The sequence below is a fragment of the Sulfurimonas sp. genome (assembly GCF_016744025.1).
In the GTDB taxonomy this organism is placed as follows: Bacteria; Campylobacterota; Campylobacteria; order Campylobacterales; family Sulfurimonadaceae; genus Sulfurimonas.
Genome location: NZ_JADGFC010000060.1, coordinates 1 through 14,179 on the forward strand (window position 1 = coordinate 1; position 14,179 = coordinate 14,179).

At 31.2% G+C, this 14,179-nt stretch carries 20 protein-coding genes; 2 read left to right on the forward strand and 18 right to left on the reverse strand.

The features are described 5' to 3' along the window. Positions 1-66: 66 nt before the first annotated feature. Positions 67-216: a hypothetical protein gene (locus QZZ48_RS09330; protein ID WP_294964769.1), complete on the reverse strand. Its 150-nt coding sequence runs from the start codon at positions 214-216 to the stop codon at positions 67-69. Positions 217-377: 161 nt separating this feature from the next. On the opposite strand from QZZ48_RS09330, the gene QZZ48_RS09335 reads away from it, so the two are divergent. Beyond that, positions 378-845 (forward strand): CYTH domain-containing protein, encoded by a 468-nt coding sequence (locus QZZ48_RS09335; protein WP_294964773.1) that lies wholly within the window; start codon positions 378-380, stop codon positions 843-845. Here the strand turns inward: QZZ48_RS09335 and QZZ48_RS09340 are convergent. Genes QZZ48_RS09340 through QZZ48_RS09360 form a run of 5 tightly spaced genes read right to left on the reverse strand, consistent with a single transcriptional unit; the run spans position 831 to position 3,980 of the window. Beyond that, positions 831-1,202, reverse strand: coding sequence for a LysE family transporter (locus QZZ48_RS09340; RefSeq protein ID WP_294964776.1), 372 nt, complete (start codon positions 1,200-1,202; stop codon positions 831-833). The genes QZZ48_RS09335 and QZZ48_RS09340 overlap by 15 nt on opposite strands. Further along, positions 1,165-1,452, reverse strand: coding sequence for a LysE family transporter (locus QZZ48_RS09345; protein ID WP_294964779.1), 288 nt, complete (start codon positions 1,450-1,452; stop codon positions 1,165-1,167). Before QZZ48_RS09345 ends, QZZ48_RS09340 begins: the two co-directional genes overlap by 38 nt. Then, positions 1,449-2,420 (reverse strand): amino acid ABC transporter permease, encoded by a 972-nt coding sequence (locus QZZ48_RS09350; protein ID WP_294964781.1) that lies wholly within the window; start codon positions 2,418-2,420, stop codon positions 1,449-1,451. The genes QZZ48_RS09345 and QZZ48_RS09350 overlap by 4 nt, the downstream gene beginning before the upstream one ends. Next, positions 2,421-3,236: a transporter substrate-binding domain-containing protein gene (locus QZZ48_RS09355; RefSeq protein WP_294964784.1), complete on the reverse strand. Its 816-nt coding sequence runs from the start codon at positions 3,234-3,236 to the stop codon at positions 2,421-2,423. Between the two features lie 15 nt (positions 3,237-3,251). Continuing rightward, a complete protein-coding gene (locus QZZ48_RS09360; protein ID WP_294964822.1) occupies positions 3,252-3,980 on the reverse strand; it encodes an amino acid ABC transporter ATP-binding protein in 729 nt (242 codons plus the stop codon). Between the two features lie 118 nt (positions 3,981-4,098). Between QZZ48_RS09360 and QZZ48_RS09365 the strand changes: the two genes are divergently transcribed. Beyond that, a complete protein-coding gene (locus QZZ48_RS09365; protein ID WP_294964787.1) occupies positions 4,099-4,974 on the forward strand; it encodes a DMT family transporter in 876 nt (291 codons plus the stop codon). Here QZZ48_RS09365 and nosD read toward each other — a convergent pair. Genes nosD through QZZ48_RS09425 form a run of 12 tightly spaced genes read right to left on the reverse strand, consistent with a single transcriptional unit; the run spans position 4,971 to position 13,971 of the window. Beyond that, entirely contained in the window at positions 4,971-6,185 is a 1,215-nt protein-coding gene (nosD, locus tag QZZ48_RS09370; RefSeq protein WP_294964789.1) for a nitrous oxide reductase family maturation protein NosD, read from the reverse strand. The two genes, QZZ48_RS09365 and nosD, sit on opposite strands and share 4 nt — an antisense overlap. A 15-nt stretch (positions 6,186-6,200) precedes the next feature. Further along, positions 6,201-6,725, reverse strand: a complete 525-nt coding sequence (locus QZZ48_RS09375; RefSeq protein WP_294964792.1) for a PAS domain-containing protein — start codon at positions 6,723-6,725, stop codon at positions 6,201-6,203. A gap of 2 nt (positions 6,726-6,727) precedes the next feature. Beyond that, positions 6,728-7,198: a nitrous oxide reductase accessory protein NosL gene (locus QZZ48_RS09380; RefSeq protein ID WP_294964795.1), complete on the reverse strand. Its 471-nt coding sequence runs from the start codon at positions 7,196-7,198 to the stop codon at positions 6,728-6,730. 24 nt (positions 7,199-7,222) lie between these two features. Continuing rightward, positions 7,223-8,050, reverse strand: coding sequence for an ABC transporter permease subunit (locus QZZ48_RS09385; protein ID WP_294964798.1), 828 nt, complete (start codon positions 8,048-8,050; stop codon positions 7,223-7,225). Then, positions 8,050-8,502 carry a hypothetical protein gene (locus QZZ48_RS09390; RefSeq protein ID WP_294964801.1) on the reverse strand — a complete coding sequence of 151 codons (453 nt, stop codon included), beginning with the start codon at positions 8,500-8,502 and terminating at the stop codon, positions 8,050-8,052. Before QZZ48_RS09390 ends, QZZ48_RS09385 begins: the two co-directional genes overlap by 1 nt. Continuing rightward, positions 8,489-9,127, reverse strand: a complete 639-nt coding sequence (locus QZZ48_RS09395) for an ABC transporter ATP-binding protein (RefSeq protein ID WP_294964804.1) — start codon at positions 9,125-9,127, stop codon at positions 8,489-8,491. The genes QZZ48_RS09390 and QZZ48_RS09395 overlap by 14 nt, the downstream gene beginning before the upstream one ends. Before the next feature lie 3 nt (positions 9,128-9,130). Then, positions 9,131-10,036: a NapH/MauN family ferredoxin-type protein gene (locus QZZ48_RS09400; protein WP_294964807.1), complete on the reverse strand. Its 906-nt coding sequence runs from the start codon at positions 10,034-10,036 to the stop codon at positions 9,131-9,133. Between the two features lie 24 nt (positions 10,037-10,060). Next, positions 10,061-10,573: a c-type cytochrome gene (locus tag QZZ48_RS09405; RefSeq protein ID WP_294964809.1), complete on the reverse strand. Its 513-nt coding sequence runs from the start codon at positions 10,571-10,573 to the stop codon at positions 10,061-10,063. Continuing rightward, complete coding sequence (locus tag QZZ48_RS09410) at positions 10,573-11,196, reverse strand: hypothetical protein (protein WP_294964812.1); 624 nt, start codon at positions 11,194-11,196, stop codon at positions 10,573-10,575. Before QZZ48_RS09410 ends, QZZ48_RS09405 begins: the two co-directional genes overlap by 1 nt. Before the next feature lie 8 nt (positions 11,197-11,204). Further along, entirely contained in the window at positions 11,205-11,945 is a 741-nt protein-coding gene (locus QZZ48_RS09415; protein WP_294964815.1) for a 4Fe-4S dicluster domain-containing protein, read from the reverse strand. A gap of 2 nt (positions 11,946-11,947) precedes the next feature. Next, entirely contained in the window at positions 11,948-13,168 is a 1,221-nt protein-coding gene (locus QZZ48_RS09420; RefSeq protein WP_294964818.1) for a nitrous oxide reductase family maturation protein NosD, read from the reverse strand. 14 nt (positions 13,169-13,182) lie between these two features. Further along, a complete protein-coding gene (locus QZZ48_RS09425; protein ID WP_294964821.1) occupies positions 13,183-13,971 on the reverse strand; it encodes a cytochrome C in 789 nt (262 codons plus the stop codon). Positions 13,972-14,179: the final 208 nt, after the last annotated feature.

Here is a 14,179-nt window from a genome sequence, read left to right on the forward strand (position 1 = left end):
TTAGACCCTAGGAGACAAAAACTGTTACCACTGGTATCGTAAAGAGGTGAAATAAGAAAACTTGTTTTACTGGTCTTGAAAAAGGGAACCATTATATAATCCTTTTACTAATGTAATCAAGTTTTTCTCAAGAGTGCCTTTGTTCGCCATATGTGGAAATAGTCTCTCTTGAACATCAACTAAACAAAAAATCGCATCTTCAATATTTATTCTCATAAGTAGCCTTTTTTTCAATTGTAAATAGTTTAAAATAATGTTTTATAAATTTTACTTAAACTCTAGATTTAAAAATAAGCTCCATTTATCAAATATCATCTTTCTAAATTATATTGTCAATTTTGAGATATGATATACGAATTATATATATAAGGCAATACATGGCACTAGAAATTGAGAGAAAATTTTTAATAGATATAAATAAGTTAGAAAAACTTGAAAATGGGTATGTGATAAAACAAGCTTATATCCAAACTAAAGATAATACAACTGTTCGGGTAAGAGTTAAGGGCGATGAGGCTTTCTTAACAATAAAAGGGGAAAGTGTAGGTGCTTCAAGAGCTGAGTATGAGTACTCTATTCCAGTAGTAGATGCAAATGAGATGCTAGATACTTTATGTGCTAAGCCGATAGTTGATAAAACACGTTACCTTGTAAAAGATAAAAAGAATACATGGGAAATTGATATATTTCATAAAGAAAATGATGGTTTGATAGTAGCAGAAGTAGAGATTGAGAGTGAAGATGAAAAAGTTGAACTACCTGATTGGATAGTGAAAGAAGTTACTGGTGAAGTAAGATACTATAACTCTAATCTTTTAGAATACCCATACTCACAATGGACGTAGAGATGGGTTTAATAAATCAAGTAATGAGTAGGCTATAAGAAACATTACAATAGCAATGATTGTATCTAAAATTCTCCATGTAATATTTTTTTTGAAAAATGGTATCAAAACCCTTGAACCATAACCTAAAAGTATAAACCACAAAGAAGAACCACTTATACAACCAAGTAAAAATATTAACTTATCTGTCATTGTTAGATAATTTGCACCAATACCACCTATTAAAAGTACAGTATCAAGGTATGTATGTGGATTTAAAAGCGTAAATACTAAAAGTAAAGATATAGTTTTTTTTAGACTTGTTTGAGTTTTTTTAGAATCAAGCTCTAGATGCTGACTTAAGAGAAATAAGACCATAAATGCCTAAAAATAGTATGCCTATTACAGCTATAACTTCTATAAGAAAAGGATTTTTTGAAACTAGAAATCCTATCCCAAATACACCAGAACTTATAAGAAGTGTGTCAAAAAATATACATAAAGCCACAACAGTAAAAACAAATTCTTTTTTCAGCCCTTGTTTTAAAACAAAAGCATTTTGTGCCCAAATAGCTAAAATAAGGGAAAATGTTATACTAAAGCCTTTTACAGCTATAGCTGAAATCAACTCATGCCGCCCTTAGAATTCATATTTTGCTCTAATCTATGACCAAAATAAGTCATCGTAAAAGTTATACTTAGATAAACAAGTGCAATAACTATCCACGTCTCAAAGGGAGAAAATGTATTTGCTACTATCTCTTTACCAACTTTAGTAAGGTCTGTTATCGCAATAACAGAAACCAAAGATGAATCTTTTACAAGTGCAATCATTTCTCCTACTAATGTAGGTAAAGCTCTTTTAAAAGCTTGTGGCAAAATAATATGGCGCATGGTATTAAAATAAGAAATTCCAAGAGAGTTTGCTGCTTCCATTTGACCTTTATCTATAGACTGAATAGCTCCTCTTAGAACTTCAGCCATATAAGCACCAAAGAATATACCAAGGGAAAAAACACCAGCAGTAAATCTATCAAGTTCGAAAAGATTTGCAACTATAAAGTAAAACAAAAATATCTGAACTAGCAGAGGTGTTCCTCTAATAACTGCTATATAAACAGATGCTATGTCTTTAAATGCCTGTATGTGTGAGAGCCTCATAAAAGCTAAGGTTACCCCGATAACAAAGGTTAGCAATGCAGAGAAGAAGGATATCTTAAGTGTTACCCAAAGTCCTATCAATACTGGACCAAGCTTCCTTTGAGATATAGATGCAAGCACATCTCCTTCGTAAATTTCTTCACCTGTATTTATTTCAAGTGTATACTCATTTGTAATATTTAATACTTCTTTATTTTCATCATAAGAAAGTACAGCATATTGCCCATCTTCTAAAACAAATTTTCCATCAACTGGAGCTTCAACATTTATTGTTTCTATATAAGTGAAATACTTCGGAATTGAGTTCCATTTCCAAACATAGTTCATATTTGAAGCTGCAACAAAAAGGAAGTACCCAAGACCTATATAAAATGCAAATGCAAGTATATGGCCTAGAAGTTTATTTTGGGCTAGAGGAACACTTTTTTTATTCATTTACTGTACTCTTTTCAACCATTTTGTATCTACTAACCATTTCTCATATAAGTTATCTGAAAAACCTATAACCTTATCTTCTTTCATTTGTCTTAAAAAGTTGTTTAACCAGTTTAAAAAGTCAGGATCACCTTTTCTAATTCCCCATCCTAATGGCTCATAAGTAAGTGGCTTATCTAAATGAACTAACTTACCTTTACCCTTGTCGCTCATAAATAAAACATTATATGGTTGGTCATATATAAATGCATCTGCTCTGCCAGCTAAAACTTCAGAAATTGAATCAGCTTCTGTTTCAAATGTAAGTAGTTTAGCTTTTTTAAAAAATTTCTTAGCAGCAATTTCTCCGGAGACTCCTAATCTTGTAGAAATAGTATATTTTTTATTGTCTAAATCTTTTGATGATTTAATTGTGCTAGCTAACTCTTTTCTCATAAGAATTGTTTGACCAACTACAATGTATGGATCAGCGAAATTTATTTTTAAATTTCTTTTTTGTGTAATTGTCATAGCAGACATAATGATGTCATACTTATTAGTTAAAAGACCGGCAATTATTCCATCAAAAGATGTAGGTACTATTTTTAATTTAACACCCATCGCTTTAGCCATCTTTTTAGCCATATCAACATCATAACCTATGATTTTACCTCTTTTGTCTTTCATCTCAAAAGGCATATAACCTGGGTCTAGAGCAACTCTCAATTCACCTCTTTGAATTATTTTATTCAATGTTGAATTTTTCCATAAATCTATATCAGCAGCACTTAAATTAACAGCAATAGCTATTAATAGTAGCAGTAGTATTTTTTTCATTTGTTTTCCTTTTTTTTAGTGAGTTAAAACTTCATTTAAGAAGAGTTTTGCTCTTTGACTTTTTGGATTATTAAAAAATTCACTTGGTGTATTTTCTTCAACAATCTCTCCATGATCCATAAAGACTATTCTATCTCCTACTTCTTTTGCAAAACCCATTTCGTGAGTTACACAAACTATAGTGAAATCTTCTTTTGCTAAGTCTTTCATAACAGATAAAACATCACCAATTGTCTCAGGGTCTAATGCTGAAGTTGGTTCATCAAAAAGTAGAATTTTTGGTTTCATTGCAAGAGATCTTGCTATTGCAATTCTCTGTTTTTGTCCACCACTCAAATCAGCTGGATATGAGTTGGCTTTATCTTCAAGTTTTACTTTTTTAAGCAGTTCCATAGCAATTTTTTTTGCTTCATCTTTAGAAATATTTTTTACTAATATAGGTGCTATTGTTATGTTTTCTAATATACTAAGATGCGGAAAAAGATTAAAATGTTGAAAAACCATTCCAACTTCACGACGAATAGTATTGAGATTCTTTTTGCTATTATGAATACTTAATTCATCAACAATAAGGTCTCCACTATCTATCTCTTCAAGACCATTTATGCATCTAATTAAAGTTGATTTACCACTTCCACTAGGGCCACAAACAACTACAATCTCAGCTTTTTTTACACTAAAGTTTATATTTTTTAGTACATGAAAATCATCATAATACTTATCTATTTTTTTCATTTGTATAATTTGTTTATTCATTGTTTCTCTTATTAAGTTATTACAAGAGTGTCATTGTATTGTAATTTATATTAAAAATGCTGTGTGCAATAATGTTTTGATATAATTTGCATTTTAAAGAGGTTAAATGATAAAAAGTAAATTACTAGAATATAGAGCAGACTTACTATTATTAAGTGTTGCTATCGCATGGGGAGCTACCTTTTTAATGGTACAAGATGTCATTAAAAATGTGGGAGTTTACTCTTTTTTATTTTGGAGGTTTTTGCTTTCAACTATCCTTATATATATAATTTTTTCAAATAAAATTAAAAGCTTTGACAAAAGTTCTGCTGTAAATGGCATGATTCTAGGACTTTTCCTTTTTGCTGGTTTTGCAACTCAAACTTTTGGTTTGGCATATACAAAAAGTTCTATAGTCGCTTTTATAACTGGACTCAATGTAATTATTGTTCCATTTGCTTCTTATATTATTTTCAAAGGTCATGTGCGTAAAATGGTTTTCATTAGTTCTATTATAGCTCTTATGGGATTGTACTTTTTAACTATGAGTGCTGAATTGTCACTAGGGTTTGGAGAAGCCCTTAGCTTTATATGTGCGTTTATGTTTGCTTTACATATACTATTTACTGGGAGATTCTCTGGTAAAAATGATGTTTTTGTACTTGTATTTTTTCAGTTTTTAACTGTAACAATATTATCAATGATTTTTTCTATTAGTTTAGAAGATATTACATTTAATGTAAATTTTGATTACACATTTATAAAAGCTATTTTAGTTACGGCTGTGTTTGCAACTGTGTATGCTTTTATGATTCAAACATATATGCAACAATACACAACCCCTACAAAGACAGCTATTATATTTACTATGGAACCTGTAAGTGCTGCTATATTTGGATACTTTATGATTAATGAAATTCTAACACCTATGCAAATGTTTGGTGCAGTTTTAATCATAAGTGCGACACTAATTGCTGAGATAAATTTTAAAAAAACTTAATGATTGTTTTTTACAATTGGCTTGGTATCTTCAAGAAGTAGAATAGGATCAATAAATGGAGCTACCTGGGCTAAAAAGTTTAGTAGCGCCATTATTGGTGAAGCATAAAAGAACTTAACTTTATTGTTGTAATGCCAAAGACGATCTGCATATTGATACATTTTGTGAGATGTATCCCCGACATTATCCCCATTTGTATCAAAGCCCGCATATCTATCCCAATAGTTATATTCAACTACATTTGATCTGGTTTCAAATGAAGCTGCACTTTTGACTACATCATCTATATTTCCTACAAAGGTATTATTTGAAAAAGTATTGTTGCGTATAGTTAAGTGAAAGTGTAGAGCTTCTTTGTTATAAGATATATCATTGTTTAATATATATCGTTTCATTCCTGTCTCTTTTAATGCTGAGTCTATATAGAATGCATTAGCATTGTATTTAATAGAATTATTATCAAATAGAAGCTGATCTCCACCCTTTATCATTACCCCGATACCAGCTGCTCCTTTGGAACTTAGCATTGAATTGTTAATTATCTTGGTGTTTTTTGCCATCATCAACATTAATGATACAGAGTTGCGCTTAAATATATTTTCTTTTATAAAGTTATTCTTAGAATAACTGATGCTCATAGCAAATCTGGAATTTGTAACAAGGTTATCAACTATCTTATTATTATTAGAATAATTTAGAGTCACATCTCGAACTTTGTCTATGGTATTATTACTTATTATATTATTGTTAGAATGCCATATCTTTAGGGCATCACCTCTTAAACTTATATCATTGCTATATGAAGTTATAAAGTTCTTAGAGATAATAGAGTCTTCTACCATTAGCATATCTATACCATACAAAGAGTTAAGTATTGTGCAGTTACTAATCTCAGAGTTTTTAGATTTATTTATAAATATGGCAGAGTCTAGATTATACATCTGAGTGCCGCTATTTTTAATGGTAAGATTTTTTAAAATTACGTTTGAGCTATTGATAGTTATGACTTTACCAATACCTCCACCATCTATGATTACCCCATCTTCTTTACCTACTATTGTAATAGGTTTATTGATTGTAATGTTACCGCTATAGATGCCAGCGGACAGTTTAAGAGTAGCTCCTAAAGGAGCATTGTCTATAGCTTCTTGGAGAATATTTGCTGTTAGTGCAGAGATTAAAGATATAAGTAGTAAAAGTGTTTTTATCATATTAAGATTGTCATTTTAGTAAAATCTGTGAATTTCTTCCATAATGTTAGAAAAATTAACATCGTCACCTTTTGACTTTAAAAAGTTTACAAGATATATTTGAGAAGCTTCAATACCATCTTTTTTTTCTATGTCTAAAAGACTTGCGTAAAGCTCAGAAATTATTTCTATAACATGTTTAGAAATAGTTTTTCTAGAAGCATGGTAACCTATTATTTCACCAGTATCAGTATCTTTACGAATTTCAAATTCTGTAAAAATCCAGTAGTATCTACCATCTTTTGAAAGATTTTTTACAACTGCATTGATGTTTTTGCCTGCAGAAATAGTTTGCCAAAGTAATTTAAAAACAACCTTTGGCATATCCGGATGACGAACAATATTGTGAGGAGAACCTATTAGTTCTTCCTCTGAGTAGCAAGATACTTCTTTAAAGTAATCATTACAGTATGTAATCTTACCTTTGGCATCTGTTTCACTTACAATATATCTTTTTGGATCTAAGTCTATTTCAATATCTAGTGGGGTAGGTTTAGTCATACTTAAATCCTTCCGTTTAACAGTCTTATAAGTGCATCTGAGATGTCATTAAAGTGCATGATTCTCATACCATTATGCTTTTTAGAATATTTTTCTGCAGACGCATATGTAGCAAATGCAGGTAGGTCATCACCTCCAGGTGAAGTCATGTTTGATCCATAAACAAAAAATGCACCCTTAGCATTGATAGGTTTTAGTGTTTCAAAGTCTGTAACAAGTATATCTTTAAAATCATTTTCACTTGATACTCCAACATCAAACCATTTTCCAGGTCTGTGGTAAAACTCTATCATTGCTTTAGGGCTAGAGAAAAATACTTTCTTACCATTTTTTAATTCTATCTTTGATACCCATTTTGGGTCTTTATATACTTTGAGGTGCCTAACTAAACATTTTGTATCTTTTGTGTAATCCATCTCATACGAAAACAGAACACTTGCTGCTAAAACTACTGCTAAAACTATTTTAATCATTATCTTTTCCTTGATTTTTTATTATTAAACTAAATCTTTTTTCTCAAAAATCTTGTAACCCATAAAGGCAAAAAGTAAACCTATAAAAAGAGGGTAACCAATAGATATAAGTACAAAAACCATCTGGCTCATAGAGTCTAATATGTAAAATGCAACTGGTCCCATAACCGTTAACTCTGGATCAAAAAGAGATATGGCTGCTACTCTAAATATTTCCATAGGATTTGCTAATGCAATAAAGATAATAAGCTCTTCGTTAAATCTGTTTTGCATCATTAGTGATATAAGTGCAATATCTATAAATGCAAGTAAAAATATCCATACAAAAAAAGCAATACCAAGTGCAACTTCACTAGATTTTACAAAAGAAGATATAAAAAAGGCTATACCTAAAAATGCACTACTCATTGCAAATAAAAGACCTGTATATAAAAAGAATATACTCCAAGGAATAGCTGCACCCTTAAAAGATCCATAAATTATGGCGATAACCATAGCAAAAAGTACAGGAAGATATACAGTTATAAAACGACCTATTATTTTTCCCCAGTAGTACTGCTTTAGTGATATTGGAAAAGATAACATATACTCTAAAATATGGTTATCTCTATCTCCAGAAATAGACCTAACTGTGGTGATGAGTATAAATATAGGTAAGATTACGATTGTAATCTGTATGTACATTAAAAGTAGTCTACTTAGACCACTAAAGCCCATAACCTGAGATTCTGTAACTCCTGCAATAAAAAAGAGAGCAATCATGCCTCCAAAGACAAGAGAGTAAACTACAAACCATTTAGCTCTAATAGATTCTTTTAAGTCCAAGTATGCGATTAAATATAAATTTTTCATTAATATCCTAGTATCTGTTTTCTAATTTTTGGGTTAGCCATATGCTCACCTCTTAACATTTTAATATTTACTTCATCAAAGTCTATTAGGTTTTGGATACCATTCTCATAAGCAGCAAATCCGTATGACATAGGTGTCTTTTCACCTATTGTATAACTTGCACTAGCTGCATCTATGAAACGAGCAGTATCTTTGGAAAAGACCTTAGCTTTTGATGTGTCTATATCGTTTTCTTTGCTCCATAAAATCATGCAACCTATATCATCAAAATATTGTATAGTACCATTTTTTACTAAACTAGCACTATGTATATATGATTTTGATACTTCCATATTACACTTAGGACAAATTTTAGCTTCACTTTTAAGTGAATGCGTTGATGAACTCTCTGAAGAGTTACATGCTGTAAAAAATGTAAGTGTTAAGATGAGTAATAGGTTAAATTTTATCATCGGAAACCACTTTTCCTAAGTCCATATATATTTGTCTGTTTACAAGATCTTTAACTTCTTCAAGTCTATGAGTTACAAAAAGAAGAACTTTTTCTTCTTCATTTTGTTTTAAGAGTCTGTAGAAGTCATCTCTGGCTTTAGGGTCTAGATTTGCTGTTGGCTCATCATAAATGATGATATTACTTTTTTTTGCTAATGATATAGCTATAAGAAGTTTCTGCTTCATTCCACCACTAAGTTTGAAAAATGATTTTCCCATATTGGTTTTTAAATCTAATTTCATCTCATTAGAATAGTATAGAATTTTTTCTTTATCTACATCTGCACTGATGCAAATGTATTGAATAAGTTCTTCTATATTAAGCTTAATCGGAGGAGGTAGTTGAGGAACAAAACTAATCTCTTTTAAAACTTCTATTCTTTGTTTAATAGGATCAAGGCCATTTATAGACACATCTCCTGCATCTGGATGATAATAACCAAGAATAGAGCGTATAAGAGTAGTCTTACCCGCACCATTTGCACCCATAAGTGCTATTGACTCATTTTTGTTAAACTCACAACTAACGTTGTCTAGAGAAACATGAGAACCGAATTTTTTAGTTAAATTATTTATTTTTATCATTATTTACACCAAGCTTTTTAATCTAAAGTCAAATTTAAGAGCATCTACGTGACATACATCTACGCATCTTCCACAAAGAGTACAATCAGCCCCTGTGATATACTCTCTCGTAATACCTTTTTCTTCTCTTTGTTTGTCGTATTTTGCTTTTGTAATCTCTAATACTTGATTTTCAAAACATACATCGCTACAAACCATACAGTGGTCACAATTATCATTCCACTCAATTCTAAGTGCAGATGCTTTACCTATGTAACCATAAGTAGTACCGATTGGACAGATGTAAGTACACCAAGCACGACGAGAGTAAAAAACCTCTATACAAAATACAACTACAACCCATAAAAGAGCTAGAGACCAACCATAAGCTATCATTCTACTTAAAATACCAACAACATTGAATGTCTCAAATACTAGATATCCACTTGTTGCAGATAAAGCTAAGAACATAGCCCAAAATATATGTCTAACTCTATGGTCAAATTTTCTTTCTTTTATAATCTTTTTACTTACTAAAGTGTTATGAAGTTTCTCACCTATTTCACTTAGTATTCCATAAGGACATACCCAAGCACAATAACTTCTACCACCGACAAGTAGGTAAACAATCAAAATCGTTGATGTACCTATTATCATATTAATTGGCATTTCATGAGTTGCTAAAAACATTTGCATAGTCGTATATATGTCTATCATGTGAAAGCCAAGAAATCTAGAACCACTAAGAGTTCCTTCTAATAGCTGTAAGTCAATAAAAAATGACAAGAAGAAAAAGAGGTGGATAGCAATAACTAATATCCATCTTTTCATTCTATAGCTAAAAATTCTTTTGCCATCTTTTGTAGTATCAAAAAATGTAGAGAAAAAAGTTGATTTCTTTATGGTTTCTCTATTGTTATACTTATCCATTAAAACACTCCATTTTATTTACTATTACTTTGCCGCTTTTGCTTTAGCTCTCTCTGGAAATTCTCCGATTTCTTTTGCAAGTCTTCTTAACGCATCATCATTTAGTTTAATTAAAAGACCCTTCATAATCATGTTTTCTTTTCTTCCAGCTTTAAAATCAGCTAAATCTTTATATATTACTTCTTCACTTTGTCCAAATAATTTTGGTCCCATCATAGCTTTACCGTTTTGGAAACCTGAACCGTTTACCCCGTGACAAGATGAACATTTACTCTTATATTCATTAGTTACTTTAAAAGCCCCTGCATTTCCTGCTTTATCTCTAAGTGCATGAAGTGCTTCATTTTCTTTTTCTCTGTCAGATTTTTCTTCAGGAGAAGCAGAAGCTACAATCTTTTGACCCTGTCCATTACCATCACCAAAGTCTTTAATAACTTTAGAATGCTCACCGCCATGGTAAACAGGATCATCAATCGCTGTTAAAACCATTAATCCAACTATTAAAAGTGTTAAAGTACCAACTATAATATTTTTCACTATTTTTTCCTCATTTGATTTATCTCTTTATTAAACTCAAATATCTCTTGAGCTAACTTTTTAATTTTAGCTTCATCCATCATTTTAACTAGGTCATTCATCAATGGATTTGATTTTTCTCCTGTTTTAAAACTCATAATCTTGTTGTAGATATAAGAAGAATCTTTACCAAGAAGTGAGGGCCCAATAACTCCATTTGCATAGTCATTATGACATGCAGAACACTTTACAATAAACTCTTTAGATAGTTTTTTAACAAGCATAGAAACTTGAACCTTATCATATGGACTTCTAATATGCATGTTTGCATCTATGTTACTTCTAGGTTTAACACGGACAGAAGCATCTTTGTTTGCTGGTCTAGAATTTTCATCGTAAGCACTTTTCACATTGTAATCATAATAGTAAGACTTACTTTGGTTGTTGTCATTCTTTTTTACAGCAACCTTGATAGCGTGTGCATCTTTATTTTGAACTACTTCAATTTTTGGAGCTTCAGCTGTCTTTGTTGAGACCTCTTTTTGTGTTTGTTTTTCTTCATTACTATCACTACAACCTGTAATTCCTGTAATTAATAAAAAGCCTAACGTACATGTTAAAGCTTGAATTTTAGATTTTTTCATAATATCTCCTAGTTTTTATTTGCGTAATATTCTTCATAAGTAACTCTTGGCTTGACAACTATTGATGGTATCTGTGTAGGACACACCTCTTGACATGCTCCACAACCTATACATCCATCATAAATTTCAGGACGATTTCCACCATTAATATCTGTAACCATTGCAATTGCACTCATAGGGTTTGGTATAGGACACATGTCCGCACATAGAGTACACTGCTCACCTTCATACTTTGAGAATTTTTCAAGAAGATCAACTTCAAGTTGAGTAATGTTTGTAACAGAGTCATTAAACTTACTCATTTTGTCTGTATATCCAGCAGGAACTGGAGTCTTTGTTAAAGCGATACATGTATCAGGAAATTCTAATACAGCAATTCCCATATGAATATCTTCTGGTTTTTCACAGTGATGATCCAATGCGCCACTTGGACATGCAAGAACACAAGGAACAGCACTACAAGCATAACAAGCACGTTCATTAGCATCTATGTATGGTGTTCCTGTACCATGACCTTTTAGTATGTCCGTTAGTTTTATAGAGTGATATGGACATACTTGAAGACACTGTCCACACTTTATACATAAAGCAAGAAACTTCTTCTCATCTACAGCACCTGGAGGTCTAAGTCTATTCTCTGCTTGAAGCGCGTATGGGCTAAAGAACATCCCTCCACCAAGAGCTAGGCCTAATATTCCAAGTGTAGAATATTTAACAAACTCTCTTCTATCTGTTTGTACTTTTGCCATATTTATCCTTTAATCCTAACTTTAGGTTTTTCATCTTCAAGTAAAAAGAGTGGCTTTGTAAATGGAGCTAGCTTCGCCAAAAAATTTAAAAGTGAAATTACAGGTGAACCGTAGAAAAACTTCACATCAGGATTGTATACCCAAAGCTGGTCAGCATATTGATAAACTTTATGAGAAGTGTCACCAATATTGTCACCATCTCTGTCAAATCCAGCATAGTTGTCCCAGTAATTTCCTGTTATTTCATTCTCATTAGTTTTTGAACCTCTACTGTCATTTACAATGTCTTCAATATTTCCCATGATAGTATTATCATTAATAATATTGTTTTCACTTAACGAGTGAAAGTGCAAGGCTTCAGAGTTATAAAGAAACTTATTTCCTTCTACCCAGTTGTTTGTATCTGGTTCAAAAGGTGATCTGTCAATATATAAGCCCTGAGCACAATAAATGACTGTATTGTCTTTTATTGTAAAATTAGATACATCTTTAAGACCAATACCCATTCCTGTAGCACCTAAAGAACTTTGTATTACATTTCCTATAGCAGTAGTGTCTTTAGAATACATAAAAAATATACCTACAGAATTAAACTTATATGTATTATTCTTAACTATATTCTTACCTGCGTACATAAAATGTAGTGAGTATCTACACCATTCAGCATAATTATCTTCAATAAGATTTCCATGTGAGTACCAAATTACCATATCTCTTGATTTTTTAAGAGAATTGTTCTTTACTATATTATCATTGGAATACCAAAGTCTTAGACCGTCACCGCGCATACCTAAATCTAAATCTTTTGAAGTAATTTTATTATTTGAGATGATAGAATTATTTATCATCTGCAAATCTATACCAAATAAAGAGTCTTCAATAACACAGTTACTGATTTCACAGTGTTTACCTTCAACCATAGTGATAGCTGAGTCAATTTTGTCGTGTCTATCACCACTTCCTATAATCTTTAAGTTTTTAAGAGTGACATATGAGCTTTTAACTTGTATTACAGTTCCAGAACCCTCACCATCTATAATCACACCCTCTTCAGTACCTATTATAGTAATAGGCTTGTTAATCGTTATACTTCCTTTATAAACACCTGCTAGTAGTTTCAAAATAGAACCTTCAGGTGCACTGTCTATTGCATCTTGCAATATATTTGCTGCACCTAATTGGCTGTATAAAAAAAGAGAAAAAATGAATATAATTTTAAACATATAAAACCTTAAATCTAAACTTCTGAGTGCATCTCATTTAATGCTTTTTGTTTTGCAAAAAATGCAAGTAGACTAAATAAACCGATAGCAACTATCATATAAAAGCCAATTGTCGGGTATGAATGAGTAATAAACTGAGCTATTTTTCCATCTCCAAATACCGTTGGCATAAAGGGCTTAATATTAAATGCTCCCCAGTCATGTAAGTTGTGTCCAAACCAATAGAGCCAGTAAGAGTAATCTGCGATAAATAGCACAGGCAGAGAAGCTGGTACAAGCATTAGATAGTTTAGAATCTTGTTGTTATATGCAATGAAGTATATCATACCAAGAGAAAGTAGAAGTAAGGCGTAGATGCCAATTTCTCTTTCAATTATACCACCAATCCACATAGGGTCCATTCCTACATAATGATTAATAGTATTCATTTCATGAATTTCTCCACTATATCCATCAAAGTGGAAATATACAGGGATTCCTTCTGGGAAAGCTTCTTTTGGATAATTTGGTGCTTCTAGTGAAACAGCCCAAATTGGTAGTGAAGCTACACCAATCTCAGAAGCAGATTCTATCATCTTCTCTAAGTCATTATGGGCTTCTTTAGGAGTAGAAATACTCTTATATCTACCTTGGTTGTAAAAGTTCCATACTTTAGAACTAAATGAAGATACTTGATCTCCTTTTTGATTGTCAATTTGCGTTAGTACGCCATTAAACGCAATCATTGGAAACGTAAACGAAAAAGTTAGAATGAGTAAAGCTAAAAGAGCAAATATTCTTGCTTTTTTTATACTTGGGTGCATGTGTATGTCCTTATAAAATAATCCTAAATCTATTTACATCTTAAATTATTATGGAAATAATTTTAGGCGTAGATAAACTTCTAATAATTATAGTAATTATATAAATAAATTATATCCAAAAGCTTAGTTTTAAAACTAGACTTATATCAATAATTATATTTTATATAATAAAAAATAAAGTTTATTATATAAAATTACTATAATCATA

Excerpts from the sequence above, each read along its gene's own strand:
- QZZ48_RS09330 (WP_294964769.1), bottom strand. The coding sequence starts at position 216 with ATGAGAATAAATATTGAAGATGCGATTTTTTGTTTAGTTGATGTTCAA.
- QZZ48_RS09335 (WP_294964773.1), top strand. The coding sequence starts at position 378 with ATGGCACTAGAAATTGAGAGAAAATTTTTAATAGATATAAATAAGTTA.
- QZZ48_RS09340 (WP_294964776.1), bottom strand. The coding sequence starts at position 1,202 with ATGGTCTTATTTCTCTTAAGTCAGCATCTAGAGCTTGATTCTAAAAAA.
- QZZ48_RS09350 (WP_294964781.1), bottom strand. The coding sequence starts at position 2,420 with ATGAATAAAAAAAGTGTTCCTCTAGCCCAAAATAAACTTCTAGGCCAT.
- QZZ48_RS09355 (WP_294964784.1), bottom strand. The coding sequence starts at position 3,236 with ATGAAAAAAATACTACTGCTACTATTAATAGCTATTGCTGTTAATTTA.
- QZZ48_RS09365 (WP_294964787.1), top strand. The coding sequence starts at position 4,099 with ATGATAAAAAGTAAATTACTAGAATATAGAGCAGACTTACTATTATTA.
- nosD (WP_294964789.1), bottom strand. The coding sequence starts at position 6,185 with ATGATAAAAACACTTTTACTACTTATATCTTTAATCTCTGCACTAACA.
- QZZ48_RS09375 (WP_294964792.1), bottom strand. The coding sequence starts at position 6,725 with ATGACTAAACCTACCCCACTAGATATTGAAATAGACTTAGATCCAAAA.
- QZZ48_RS09380 (WP_294964795.1), bottom strand. The coding sequence starts at position 7,198 with ATGATTAAAATAGTTTTAGCAGTAGTTTTAGCAGCAAGTGTTCTGTTT.
- QZZ48_RS09385 (WP_294964798.1), bottom strand. The coding sequence starts at position 8,050 with ATGAAAAATTTATATTTAATCGCATACTTGGACTTAAAAGAATCTATT.
- QZZ48_RS09390 (WP_294964801.1), bottom strand. The coding sequence starts at position 8,502 with ATGATAAAATTTAACCTATTACTCATCTTAACACTTACATTTTTTACA.
- QZZ48_RS09395 (WP_294964804.1), bottom strand. The coding sequence starts at position 9,127 with ATGATAAAAATAAATAATTTAACTAAAAAATTCGGTTCTCATGTTTCT.
- QZZ48_RS09400 (WP_294964807.1), bottom strand. The coding sequence starts at position 10,036 with ATGGATAAGTATAACAATAGAGAAACCATAAAGAAATCAACTTTTTTC.
- QZZ48_RS09410 (WP_294964812.1), bottom strand. The coding sequence starts at position 11,196 with ATGAAAAAATCTAAAATTCAAGCTTTAACATGTACGTTAGGCTTTTTA.
- QZZ48_RS09415 (WP_294964815.1), bottom strand. The coding sequence starts at position 11,945 with ATGGCAAAAGTACAAACAGATAGAAGAGAGTTTGTTAAATATTCTACA.
- QZZ48_RS09420 (WP_294964818.1), bottom strand. The coding sequence starts at position 13,168 with ATGTTTAAAATTATATTCATTTTTTCTCTTTTTTTATACAGCCAATTA.
- QZZ48_RS09425 (WP_294964821.1), bottom strand. The coding sequence starts at position 13,971 with ATGCACCCAAGTATAAAAAAAGCAAGAATATTTGCTCTTTTAGCTTTA.